Source organism: Ureibacillus thermosphaericus (assembly GCF_002370195.2).
GTDB lineage: Bacteria > Bacillota > Bacilli > Bacillales_A > Planococcaceae > Ureibacillus > Ureibacillus thermosphaericus.
The window spans coordinates 736,269-749,551 of the sequence record NZ_AP018335.1 but is presented as its reverse complement, the minus strand read 5'-3'; the positions used below and the strand labels follow the sequence as shown (position 1 = coordinate 749,551).

Annotated in this window: 11 protein-coding genes; 1 reads left to right on the top strand and 10 read right to left on the bottom strand. The window is 37.3% G+C overall.

The genetic code is table 11. From position 1 onward, the window contains the following. Positions 1–266 precede the first annotated feature (266 nt). From UtA1_RS03530 to UtA1_RS03515, 4 genes are all read right to left on the bottom strand, one after another. Positions 267–2,234 carry an FtsX-like permease family protein gene (locus UtA1_RS03530; protein ID WP_232019931.1) on the bottom strand — a complete coding sequence of 656 codons (1,968 nt, stop codon included), beginning with the start codon at positions 2,232–2,234 and terminating at the stop codon, positions 267–269. Then, positions 2,215–2,979: an ABC transporter ATP-binding protein gene (locus UtA1_RS03525; RefSeq protein WP_016839365.1), complete on the bottom strand. Its 765-nt coding sequence runs from the start codon at positions 2,977–2,979 to the stop codon at positions 2,215–2,217. The genes UtA1_RS03530 and UtA1_RS03525 overlap by 20 nt, the downstream gene beginning before the upstream one ends. A gap of 103 nt (positions 2,980–3,082) precedes the next feature. Continuing rightward, complete coding sequence (locus UtA1_RS03520) at positions 3,083–4,075, bottom strand: sensor histidine kinase (protein ID WP_096550064.1); 993 nt, start codon at positions 4,073–4,075, stop codon at positions 3,083–3,085. Further along, positions 4,072–4,749: a response regulator transcription factor gene (locus UtA1_RS03515; protein WP_096550063.1), complete on the bottom strand. Its 678-nt coding sequence runs from the start codon at positions 4,747–4,749 to the stop codon at positions 4,072–4,074. The genes UtA1_RS03520 and UtA1_RS03515 overlap by 4 nt, the downstream gene beginning before the upstream one ends. Before the next feature lie 161 nt (positions 4,750–4,910). Between UtA1_RS03515 and UtA1_RS03510 the strand changes: the two genes are divergently transcribed. Next, positions 4,911–5,798, top strand: coding sequence for a LysR family transcriptional regulator (locus UtA1_RS03510; protein ID WP_016839362.1), 888 nt, complete (start codon positions 4,911–4,913; stop codon positions 5,796–5,798). Between the two features lie 54 nt (positions 5,799–5,852). Here UtA1_RS03510 and UtA1_RS03505 read toward each other — a convergent pair whose 3' ends face one another. The 6 genes from UtA1_RS03505 to rpsL form a co-directional block, all read right to left on the bottom strand. After that, positions 5,853–8,036, bottom strand: a complete 2,184-nt coding sequence (locus tag UtA1_RS03505; RefSeq protein ID WP_096550062.1) for a malate synthase G — start codon at positions 8,034–8,036, stop codon at positions 5,853–5,855. A 213-nt stretch (positions 8,037–8,249) separates the two neighbouring features. After that, complete coding sequence (locus UtA1_RS16975) at positions 8,250–8,393, bottom strand: hypothetical protein (protein WP_172597779.1); 144 nt, start codon at positions 8,391–8,393, stop codon at positions 8,250–8,252. 482 nt (positions 8,394–8,875) lie between these two features. After that, positions 8,876–10,063 (bottom strand): elongation factor Tu, encoded by a 1,188-nt coding sequence (gene tuf / locus UtA1_RS03495; protein ID WP_096550061.1) that lies wholly within the window; start codon positions 10,061–10,063, stop codon positions 8,876–8,878. Between the two features lie 123 nt (positions 10,064–10,186). Next, positions 10,187–12,265: an elongation factor G gene (gene fusA / locus UtA1_RS03490; protein WP_016838551.1), complete on the bottom strand. Its 2,079-nt coding sequence runs from the start codon at positions 12,263–12,265 to the stop codon at positions 10,187–10,189. An 89-nt stretch (positions 12,266–12,354) separates the two neighbouring features. Next, the gene (gene rpsG, locus UtA1_RS03485; RefSeq protein WP_016838550.1) at positions 12,355–12,825 is read right to left on the bottom strand and encodes a 30S ribosomal protein S7; all 471 of its coding nucleotides are present in this window, start codon (positions 12,823–12,825) and stop codon (positions 12,355–12,357) included. A gap of 37 nt (positions 12,826–12,862) precedes the next feature. Beyond that, on the bottom strand, positions 12,863–13,282 hold the full coding sequence (gene rpsL, locus UtA1_RS03480; protein ID WP_016838549.1) for a 30S ribosomal protein S12: 420 nt from the start codon (positions 13,280–13,282) through the stop codon (positions 12,863–12,865). Position 13,283 lies beyond the last annotated feature (1 nt).

The following is a 13,283-nucleotide window of genomic DNA, read 5'->3' as shown; positions in this document are numbered from 1 at the left end:
CTAAGCTGTTTTTTAGTATATAGGAGGAGATTATATAAATCAACTCCAATAAAATTCTGAAAATTCCCCGCTATCTACATTAAAATATATATCTGCGCTTTCATAAAATGTTTCCTATTATAAATAGGAACATAGTTTTTAACTATCAAAAATACTTTGCGGCATTCAAGATGAATGCGAAAAAAGTGGTCGGCCAAAATTTTTTGCCAACCACTTGATCATGGAGTCTAAAAATTAATCTCTCCCTATTTAATTGTTTCCTATCTTTATAATGCTTCTTTTACTATTTTTTTATAATACAAAACAGATAATATGCCAAATACCGTGTACATCGCTACATAGAATATGTTGATAATCATCATTGGCGTAGTCATCTCTGAACCAAACAGCCACCAGCCGGATTTCACTGCAAAGTAACTGTGAAAAAGTCCAATCATAAGCGGCATGCCGAAGTTAAACAATTGTTTTACATAAATTCCGCGCATTAACTCACCATTGGAAAATCCGATTTTCCGCAAAATTGTATAGGAATCTCTTTCATCTTCCGCTTCACCCATTTGTTTAAAGTAAAGAATGCTTCCTGTTGTCAATAAAAATGCCAATCCCAAAAATCCTGTTACAAAAATACTCATTCCACTAATAGCTATATTCTCATCGTAATATTCTTTATAAGTTTTTAGATTTGCATATTGAATGACATTACTTTCCCTCAAGTTCTTAAATATTATCTCTGCCCTTTCTCGGTCTTTTTCTTTTGCTAAATTAATACCAATTTGAGTTGAAATAGCAGGATTTTGAGCTTTTTCTAATTCATGAAATAATTCATCTTTCACAATCAACACAGGCGAACTACCACTTGCTAACACTGATAGAAAAAATTGATCTTCTCTTACTTCTTTAATAAATAAAGAGTAATTCTTCTCACTTGTTTTTACATTAATTTTCTTTTTGCTTTCCAACGGCAGTAATTTAGATAATACATTTGAGTAGCTTGTCATCATGATTTCCCCATCTTTCAAATGGACTTCCGGATTTATTTTTTTGTAATCTGATAGAGGAACGGCAGCTGTTACCACCTCTTGATTGACATTTATATACTCAGCATTTTTTTCATCTAAATTAAATAAATCAGACGTTTTAATATTTACGTTAGAAATATGAAAAGTTGTTTTTTCATATTCAATTCCTTCTGCCTTTAGCTGTTCTAAAAATTCATTTCCGTTATTATTAAGTAAGATATAATCAAATGGAGAAGATTGTTTTGCATTGGATTCTGAAGAGTAGTAAGAAATATAAGACAGCGTCATAATCCCGACGGCTAATCCTGTCAACACAGTAATCAATGTAAGAGAACTAGCATTTCCCTTCATGCGGTGCATAATTGTTGTAACACCTAAAACATCTGTTATTTTTAAATGTCCCTTTTTGCTTTTCCGGATTAAGTTCATGATAAGTGCCACGGAATATCGGAAAAATAAATAGGTGCCTAAAATTGTTGAACCAAGAATAAGCAACATATTGACCAACAAGTTGTTTGTTGTGGCACCCTCCACGCTGAACAATCTTGTAGAATCGTAATACCCATATGCAATTAAACCAATTCCTATGATTCCCATAATCATATGGAAAATGCTGAACTTTTTAATTCGTTCATCGGCTATTTTTGCTGCATTAAATAGCGATAACAGCGATGCTTTCCGAATCATAATAAAAATTTGAATCAAGACCACCACTAATAGAAGAGCAAAAATAATGATCGATTTTGAAAAAGCAGTCATGGAAAAAGATAAACTGACAATTGCGTCGTTTAACATTAACTTCATTAAAATCATCGCAAAAAAACGAGAAGTTAAAAATCCCCAAACCATCCCGATTCCTACAGCCAACGTGAACAATACTACATTTTCAATCAATAATAACCGAAAGATCAAACCTTTAGTCATTCCGATTAATTGATATAAGCCAATTTCTTTACTGCGGCGTTTCATAAATAATTGGTTCGCGTAAAGAATAAAAAAAATCAAAATAAAATATAAAACATACGTAATGGATTCAAAACCTGCCGTTGCGGTACCGCTTGCTTCCAACGCCGCGGTAACAGAAGGGTTATATTGTATGGTGATGAACGAAAAGCAAAGGGTCACACTAAAAATTAATGCAAAGAAGTATAAGTAATAATGCTTTATGTTCTTCTTCATACTTTTAAAAACTAAATTAGTTAACGTCATATCCATCACCGCCAAGCACTCTTTGGGTATTCAAAATATCTTGGAAAAACGCCTGTCTCGTTTTATCCCCTTTATAGAGCTCCGTATAAATTTGACCGTCTTTCAAGAACAACACTCGACTACAGAAGCTTGCTGCCACTGCATCGTGGGTCACCATCATGATGGTTGCTCCTCTTTCCTTATTGATGTTTTCCAAATTTGTCAGTAATGCCGTCGCCGCTTTAGAATCAAGCGCCCCTGTCGGCTCATCGGCAAAAACGATAGATGGTTCAGTAATAAGAGCTCTTGCAGCAGATGTTCTCTGCTTTTGTCCGCCGGATATTTCATTTGGATATTTACTTAAAATGTCTTTGATTCCTAAATATTCGACGAGCATTGCTAAACGCTTCTCTGCCGCGTTTTTTGATACTTTGCCAACAGATAACGGCAGCAGAATATTCTCTTTTACCGTTAACGTATCAAGCAAATTATAATCTTGAAAGATGAACCCTAAATGTTCCCGGCGAAATTTTGCCAAATCCCGTTCTTTCATCTTTTGTAACGGTTTCCCGTTGATTTCAACAATTCCTTCTGTCGGATAATCTATGGAACAAAGGACATTTAATAAAGTTGTTTTACCCGAACCGGATGGCCCCATGATACCAACGAATTCTCCTTCATGTACTTCCAGGTCAATCCCTTTTAACACTTCTTGTTGTAACGTACGTTTTCCATAGGTTTTTCTTATTTTTCTTGCCACTAAAACAGCCATTTCGTCAACCCCTTGTATTGATTCCTTACTAAATTGTACCCTTTCAGTACCTTACAATCGTTCGATTCTCGTGACAAATAAAAAATGGTAAATGACAATTTTGTCACATACCATAAGATTGAATGTATTGATTTTCAAGAGGAAATTGGATTGTAAAAGTTGTGCCGGCACCCACTTGTGAATCTACCTTCAGCGTAAGCCCAAGTTTTTCAGCCGCTTCCTTTGCCAAGTATAGACCCATCCCTGTCGCAGCGATTGTTTCCCTTCCGATCGTTCCTGTATAGGACCGTTGGAAAATACGGGGCAAGTCTTCAGCTCGAATCCCAACTCCGAAGTCTTGTATATGTAATAATAGATGCCCCTCTTGATTCCGAGTTGTAAATATGTGAATTTCACTATTTTCATGGCTGTACTTCACTGCATTAGAAAAAATTTGGCGAATAATGAACCCAAGCCATTTGGCATCTGTTGTCACGGTCTTTTGCAAATTCTTGGTTTCAACACCAATCCCTTTTTCAATACACCATGAACGAAAATCTTTAATTTGTTGATGAACGACTGTTTCCAAACAAACCTTTTCCAGCCGGTTATCTTTTTCAATCGTTGAAAGCCTTGTTTCATGGATTTTTTGATCAAGCAACAAAAATATGCGAACCCATTCTTTTTCAATCTTCTCTCTTAACGCATAAGGTTCTACTTGTTCCACGATTAATTTCATGGCAGTCATCGGCGATTTCATTTCATGCACCCACGCCAGCATCTGATCTTGCTGTTCAAGCATTTCCATTTTTATTTGATGAAGTCTATAATCTATTTCTTCATATTGTTGTTGCAAATGTTCCATGTACTTTCGCTGGAAAGGAGAAAGTAGCTCTTTATTGATTGGTTGCTCATAGATAGCTTTTAGCTGCTTTGTTTCTCTTCCATAACGCCAAATTAAGAAAAGAAGAAAGAATAAAAGATTCATGATGTTTACATATATGATGGATATATTTGATATGCCGCTATCGATGAAAAACAATCCATTCAGCCATATTTGCATAAACAGGAAGAATAAAATCCACGATCTTCTTTCTTTTAAAAATAGTCCAATCATTTTGTCACCGCCATGTAGCCAAGTCCTTTTTTCGTTACAATGGTATCCGATAAACCAATTTCATCTAATCGCTGTCGCAATCGATTGACATTGACCGTTAACGTATTATCATTCACAAATCGCTCGTCATCCCATAATTTACGCATTAGCTCATCACGAGAAACAATTTTGTCAACAGAAGCTAATAATGTCTTCAAAATAAACAATTCGTTTTTCGTCAATTCTATCACTTTCTCACCGTATTGAATGGTTCCTCTGTCATAATCAATAATTGCACCATTCCATCTCACAACATGTTGCATATTCTCCCCATAATCATAAGTTCTTCTTAATATCGCCTGTACTTTTGCTAGCAATACTTCCATATGAAAAGGTTTTTGCACAAAATCATCCGCCCCCATTTGCATAGCCATTACCATATCCATTGGATGGTCTCTAGATGATAAAAATAGAATTGGCACTTTTGAGATGGCACGAATTTCACGGCACCAATGAAAACCATCAAATGCGGGGAGTTGAATATCAATGATGACTAGATGTGGCTGCACGTTTAAAAAATCATCTAGCACTTGTTGAAAATCTTTTGGTCCTATTACTTCCATCGACCATTGGTTAAAACGTTCCCTTATTGAATTGAAAATGGATTGATCGTCCTCTATTAAAAATATTTTCATCCTTTCATCCTTTCACATACATAAAATTTTTATATTATATTGTAATATATTTTGCACTTTGTTTAAGAAAATCAATTTTATTCTCTTTTTATGAGAAATATGTATGTAAATTAGTATAATGGAACAAAGAACAAATAGTGCGTAAAAAGGAGATGTTTGTAGTGGACATCCGCCAAATCGAGTATTTTACAGAAGTAGCCAAACATTTGAGTTTCACGAAAGCTGCTTCCACTTTACACGTATCACAACCATCCATTAGTAAAGCCATTCAAAATTTAGAAGCCGAACTAGGTGTACCTTTATTTTACCGTTCTTCAAAACAATTGGAGTTGACGGATGCAGGAAAGGCGGTATTAGCAAATGCACAACATGTATTAGCCGCCTTTAAAAATTTACGTTCAGAATTAACGGATTTAATGGAGTTGAAAAAAGGAGAAATTCGTATTGGAATTCCACCGATTGTAGGTGTGGAGTTTTTTTCAAAATTAATTAGTTTATATAAAGAAAAGTATCCTTATATTGAAATTAAACTAACGGAAGTTGGGACGAAAAAAATTCGGCAAGGGGTAGAAGAAGGAGAATTGGATATAGGACTCATTTGTAATTTATGTGCTCCAAACGATCAATTAGAATCTATTAGTATATTAAAAGATCCGTTAATGTTAATTGTTCATAAAGACCATCCACTTGCTACATTGTCATCCGTTGAAATGTCCCGGTTAGAGAAAGAAGATTTTATTATATATCGCAAAGATTTTACATTGTACGATCGCATTATAGAAGAATGTTCAAAAAATGGGTTCTACCCTACAATAGCTTGTGAATCATCACAGAAAGATTTAATCGTTGAGATGGTGGCTGCTAAAGTAGGGATTGCGTTACTTCCAAAAAAAATATGTGAAAAACTTCAAAATGAAAAAATTGTTTCAATTCCTTTCAAACATGAAAATCTTTTTCTAGAGTTAGGATTGACTTGGAAAAAGAATAAGTATTTATCTTTCGCTGTAAGAGAATTTATTGAATTAGCCCAGCAATTTATTACGAAATAAAAAAGACATCCTTCCAAAATGGTTATCTATTTTGGAAGGGATGTCTTTTTATAATTAGTTTGTACTTACAACGCCATATTTTTGTTTCGCTTCAAGGCGTCGCTTATGAAGGATTGGTTCAGTATAACCATTTGGTTGCTCATATCCTTTGAAAATGAGGTCGCAAGCTGCTTGGAAACCAACAGACTCTTCGAAGTTTGGAGCCATTGGGCGATAGTTTGGATCATCAGCATTTTGTTTATCCACCACTACAGCCATACGTTTAAGCGTTTCATACACTTGTTCTTTTGTCACAATTCCATGATGTAGCCAGTTTGCGATATGTTGGCTGGAAATACGAAGTGTTGCACGGTCTTCCATTAATCCAATATCGTTAATGTCTGGTACTTTTGAACATCCAACTCCTTGTTCTACCCAGCGAATTACGTATCCTAAAATTCCTTGACAGTTGTTGTCCAACTCTTCTTGAATTTCTTCTGGGCTCCAGTTTGGATTTTTCTCTACAGGAATTTGAAGAATATCATCTTGTAAATCTTCAAAGTCAGTAATACCTCTTTGAACTTCTTTTACATCTACTAAATGATAGTGGATGGCATGCAACGTTGCAGCTGTTGGTGATGGTACCCAAGCTGTATTGGCTCCTGCTTTTGGATGAGCGATTTTTTGCTCTAGCATTGCAGCCATTAAGTCAGGCATTGCCCACATTCCTTTACCAATTTGGGCACGGCCTTGTAAACCGCAATTTAATCCTACGAATACATTTGATCTTTCATATGCATTTAACCAAACAGAAGATTTCATTTCATTTTTGCGAATCATTGGACCTGCTTCCATTGATGTATGAATTTCATCACCTGTTCTATCTAAGAATCCCGTGTTAATGAAGACAATCCGTTCTTTTACTTCTTTAATGCAATTTTTTAAGTTTAGAGACGTACGACGTTCTTCATCCATTACCCCAACCTTTAATGTGTAACGCTCAAGCCCAATTAAATCTTCAATTCTACCAAATAATTTGTTTGTAAATGCTACTTCTTTTGAACCGTGCATTTTTGGTTTTACAATATAAATAGAGCCTTTTTTCGAATTTTTGTATTTTGTTTTACCTAATATATCAAGTTTAGCAATTAAGCTCGTAATGACACCATCCATAATTCCTTCTGGGATTTCTTCTCCATTTTTATCTAAAATGGCGTTTGTTGTCATTAAGTGACCTACATTGCGGACAAACATTAATGAGCGACCTGGTAATGCAATGTCTTCGCCGTTAACCCCTTTATACGTGCGGTCAGGATTTAACGTACGAGTCATTATTTTCGAACCTTTATCAAAAGTAGCTGATAAATCTCCTCTAATTAATCCTAACCAGTTGCTGTATACTTCTACTTTATCTTCTGCATCAACTGCAGCAACAGAGTCCTCACAGTCCATTATTGTCGTCACAGCTGATTCTAAAATAATGTCCTTAATACCAGCCGGATCTGATTTTCCTACAGGATGATTTCGATCGATTACAATTTCAATGTGCAGGTCATTATTCTTTAATAAAACTACAGAAGGTTCTTCTGGCGACCCGTTATACCCCACAGCTTTTGATTCATCCACAAGTCCTGTTTCATTGCCATTTGAAAGTGTAGCAACTAGCTTTCCGTTTACAATCGCATATTTTGTAACATCTAAATGAGTTGCATCTTTTAAAGGAACTGCTTGATCTAAAAACTTCTTCGAATATTCAATTACTTTCTGGCCACGAACTGGATTGTAGCTGTTTCCTTTCTCCGCTCCATCTTCCTCGCTAATGGCATCAGTACCGTATAATGCATCGTAAAGGCTTCCCCAACGAGCATTGGCAGCGTTCAGAGCATAACGTCCATTGTTTACTGGTACAACTAATTGAGGACCAGCTTGAAACGAAATTTCTTCGTCAACGTTTTCAGTTGTAATATGGTAGTCTTCTACTTTCGGTTCAATGTAGCCGATATCTTCAAGGAATTTTTTATATTGATCGAAATGAAAGTGATCTTTATTTTCTTTATGCCAGTTATGAATTGCCTCTTCTAATTCTCTTCGCTTTTCAAGAAGTTCTTTATTTTCCGGCGTTAAGTCATGAATTAATGTATCAAATCCTGCCCAAAATTCATCTTTATTTACTTCTGCATCAGGCAAAACTTGCTCATTTACAAAATCGTATAACACTTTTTCTACTTGTAAATTCCCCACTGTAACGTAATTTGCCATAATACCGCATCCCCCTCAATAATTCGAACAATGATTTTGAAGATTCCAAAATCTTCTTAATAATATTATAAGGGGGAGAGAGCATATAAATGAAATACATATTTTGAATAAACAATATTCACTTTAGCTATAGAAAAAAATCGAGTAGGAGGGAGCGATTAACTCCCGTCCTCTCACACCACCGTACGTACGGTTCCGTATACGGCGGTTCAATTAAGATGATTGACGCAAGTCTTTATAACTTCCGTGAATAGCTGTTCTCTTTATGCCAGTGGTCACTCCACCCTCCAAGAGGTCTCCCACGGGATTCACCGCTTCCTTCCTCAAGTGAGGTACTACGTTTTCTGTGTTCATCATGACTCACTGAATGCCAAGGGCTATTCTCTCTTAATTGTTCGGTCCTTCTTAGTAGTTCTAAACCAACTAATACTATGACCTCTGCTGACTTCTGACGGTTCAGCTACTTATCACTAAGTAGGTTATGAAGCGTACTTCACATATCCGCCAGACCTCCCCGGGTAAGAATGTAATCTTTCCTTCCATCTATCTGCTTCATTTACTCTGTACCACCTTTGGCAGAAAGGACTTTGTTTTGTTTAGCAAACTCATCCAATGATACCTAGCCTTATATGAAGTTCGTGTTCCTCAGACCGGAAGTTTGCCGCTCGCTTCCTTCAGATTCCGCGTCACCACGGACACCCTTGCGTTAAGCTAACTGTTACTTCTGCCTTCACAGTTCGGGACTTACACCCTATAGATTACACCCATGCCAGGCGCACTAAAAAAACCATCTTGTAGATAAACTACAAGATGGTTCAATCGTAAGCTATTTACGTTTATTATTTAATGATTTCAGATACAGAACCTGCTCCTACAGTACGTCCACCCTCACGGATAGAGAATTTAGTACCTTCTTCAATCGCGATAGGAGAGATTAATTCTACAGTCATTTCGATGTTATCACCAGGCATAACCATTTCTACACCTTCTGGTAAAGTGATTACACCAGTTACGTCTGTAGTACGGAAGTAGAATTGTGGACGATAGTTAGAGAAGAATGGAGTATGGCGTCCACCTTCTTCTTTAGATAATACGTAAACTTGTGCTTTGAAAGCTGTGTGTGGTGTAATTGAGCCTGGTTTTGCTAATACTTGACCGCGTTGAACTTCATCACGTGAAATACCACGTAATAAAGCACCGATGTTGTCACCAGCTTCAGCATAGTCAAGTAATTTACGGAACATTTCGATACCTGTTACAGTTGTTTTTGTTGGCTCATCAGCTAAACCGATGATTTCTACTTCGTCACCAACTTTAACTTGACCGCGTTCTACACGACCAGTAGCAACTGTACCACGACCAGTGATAGAGAATACGTCCTCTACTGGCATCATGAATGGTTTATCAGTTTCACGTTGTGGAGTTGGAATGTATTCGTCAACTGCATCCATTAATTCAATGATTTTTGCTTCCCACTCAGCATCTCCTTCAAGAGCTTTAAGAGCAGAACCTTTAATTACAGGAACTTCGTCGCCTGGGAAGTCATATTCTGAAAGTAAGTCACGAACTTCCATTTCTACTAATTCTAATAATTCTTCGTCGTCAACCATGTCACATTTGTTTAAGAATACTACTAAGTATGGTACACCCACTTGACGAGAAAGTAAGATGTGCTCACGAGTTTGTGGCATTGGACCGTCAGCTGCAGATACTACTAAGATACCGCCGTCCATTTGAGCAGCACCAGTGATCATGTTTTTAACGTAGTCAGCGTGTCCTGGGCAGTCTACGTGTGCATAGTGGCGTTTTTCAGTTTCATATTCAACGTGAGAAGTGTTGATTGTGATACCACGTTCTTTTTCTTCTGGTGCGTTGTCGATTTGGTCGTAAGATTTAGCTTCACCACCAGTTTTTTTCGCAAGAACTGTTGCGATAGCAGCAGTTAAAGTAGTTTTACCATGGTCAACGTGACCAATTGTACCAATGTTAACGTGTGGTTTTGAACGATCAAATTTTTCTTTAGCCATTAGAGAAAGCCTCCTATTACTTGTATTTTTTATTTTTACAACTGCTGACAAGAAATTACTTTCTTGTCAAACAATCATAGCTTACAAATTATTTATACTTGATTAAAGGTGAGATTTCAATTATTATTCACCTTTATTTTTTTTGATAATTTCTTCTGCAATTGATTTTGGTACTTCTTCATAGTGGTCAAATACCATTGAGAATACACCGCGACCTTGAGTAGCAGAACGTAATGTAGTTGCATATCCGAACATCTCAGCAAGTGGAACCATAGCACGAACTACTTGTGCGTTACCGCGTGCTTCCATACCTTCAACACGACCGCGACGTGCAGTTACGTGACCCATGATATCGCCTAGATATTCTTCTGGTATTACAACTTCAACTTTCATTATTGGTTCAAGTAATACAGGGTTACATTTTGCTGCAGCATTTTTAAGTGCCATGGATGCAGCGATTTTGAACGCCATTTCGTTAGAGTCAACATCGTGGTAAGAACCATCGAATAATTTCGCTTTGATGTCAATCACTGGGTATCCAGCTAGTACACCATTTTCCATAGCGTCTTTTAAACCTGCTTCTACAGCTGGGATGTATTCACGAGGTACTACCCCACCGACAATCGCGTTTTCAAATTCAAAGCCTGCTCCTTCTTCATTTGGAGAGAATTCGATCCAAACGTGACCGTATTGACCACGACCACCAGATTGGCGAACGAATTTACCTTCAACTTGAGCAGTTGTACGGAATGTTTCACGATATGAAACTTGTGGAGCACCTACGTTAGCTTCCACTTTGAATTCACGTCTTAAACGGTCAACAATGATATCAAGGTGAAGCTCACCCATACCAGAGATGATTGTTTGACCTGTTTCTTGGTCAGTATGAGCACGGAATGTTGGGTCTTCCTCTTGAAGTTTTCCAAGAGCTGTACTCATTTTATCTTGGTCTGCTTTTGATTTTGGTTCAATAGCAACCGAAATAACTGGTTCTGGGAATTCCATTGATTCTAAGATAACTGGGTTTTTCTCATCACAAAGTGTGTCACCAGTTACTGTATCTTTTAAACCTACTGCTGCAGCAATATCCCCTGCGAATACTTTTGAAATTTCTTCACGGTGATTTGCGTGCATTTGTAGAAGACGTCCAATACGTTCACGTTTACCTTTTGTAGAGTTAAGAACGTATGAACCAGAATCTAGAATACCTGAATACACACGGAAGAATGTTAACTTACCTACATATGGGTCAGTCATAACTTTGAATGCCAATGCTGAGAATGGCTCTTCGTCACTTGCATGACGCTCAGTTTCTTCTTCAGTTTTTGGCACGATACCCTTAATAGCAGGAATATCGAGTGGTGAAGGTAAGTAGTCGATTACTGCATCAAGCATTTTACGAACACCTTTATGTTTGAACGCAGTACCGCAAAGTACAGGGTAGAATTGTACCGCAATTGTTGCTTTACGGATTGCAGCTTTTAATTCTTCTACTGTAATTTCTTCACCAGAGAAGTATTTTTCCATTAATTCTTCATCAAGTTCAGCTACTGCTTCAATTAATTTTTCACGGTATTCTTCAGCTTGTGCTTTGTATTCTTCTGGAATTTCTCCTACAGTAACATCTGTACCTTCGTCGTTACCGTAGAATGTCGCATTCATTTCAACCAAGTCAATAATACCTTTAAATTGATCTTCCGCACCAATAGGTAATTGAATTGGATGCGCATTCGCTTGAAGACGATCATGTAAAGTATTTACTGAGTATAAGAAGTCGGCACCAGTTTTGTCCATTTTGTTAACAAATACGATACGAGGAACTCCATATGTTGTAGCTTGGCGCCATACAGTTTCAGTTTGTGGTTCAACACCAGATTGAGCATCTAGTACTGTAACTGCACCGTCAAGTACACGTAATGAACGTTCAACCTCTACAGTGAAGTCCACGTGTCCCGGAGTGTCGATGACGTTAATGCGGTGACCTTTCCACTGAGCCGTTGTAGCAGCAGAAGTGATTGTAATACCACGTTCTTGCTCTTGCTCCATCCAGTCCATTTGAGAGGCACCTTCGTGAGTTTCACCGACTTTGTGAATCTTACCAGTGTAATAAAGGATACGCTCAGTTGTTGTTGTTTTACCAGCATCAATATGAGCCATGATCCCAATATTACGTGTATTCTCTAGAGAGAATTCGCGTTTCATAGGGAATTGTCTCCTTCCAAATTGGGTTTAGACTAAAAAAGTGTTATATTTAAATTTTGTACTAGCAAAAAGCTAGTACAAAATTTAGATTACCAACGATAGTGTGCAAAGGCTTTGTTTGCTTCTGCCATTTTATGCATATCTTCGCGTTTTTTCACTGCAGCACCAGTGTTGTTTGCTGCATCTAGGATTTCGTTAGCTAAGCGCTCTTCCATTGTTTTTTCACCGCGAAGACGAGCGTAGTTCACTAGGTAGCGAAGACCTAGAGTAATACGACGGTCTGGACGAACTTCAACCGGTACTTGATAGTTAGAACCACCAACACGGCGAGCACGTACCTCAAGAACTGGCATTACATTATTTAATGCTTCTTCAAACACTTCTAATGGATCTTTGCCTGAACGTTCTTTTACAATATCGAACGCACTGTAAAGAATTTTTTGCGCTGTACCTTTTTTACCGTCAATCATGATTTTATTAATTAAACGTGTTACTAATTTTGAATTGTAAATCGGATCAGGTAACACGTCACGTTTGGAAACAGGACCTTTACGAGGCATGTGTTTTCCTCCTTTCAACGAGTATTACGAATTTTTATTATTTTTTCTCTTTTGGTTTTTTCGTACCGTATAAAGAGCGTGATTGCATACGGCCGTTTACACCTGCAGTGTCAAGCGCACCGCGAATGATGTGGTAACGTACCCCTGGTAAGTCTTTTACACGTCCACCGCGAATTAATACAACGCTGTGTTCTTGTAAGTTGTGACCTTCACCAGGAATGTAAGCTGTAACCTCGATTTGGTTTGTTAAACGAACACGTGCATATTTACGTAACGCTGAGTTTGGTTTTTTCGGTGTCATTGTACCAACACGTGTACATACTCCGCGTTTTTGAGGTGAATTAACGTTTGTAAGAGACTTTTTAAAGCTATTGTAACCTTTGTTTAACGCAGGTGATTTTGATTTAGTAATTTTAGATTTACGAGGCTTACGTACCAATTGGTTAATTGTAGGCATC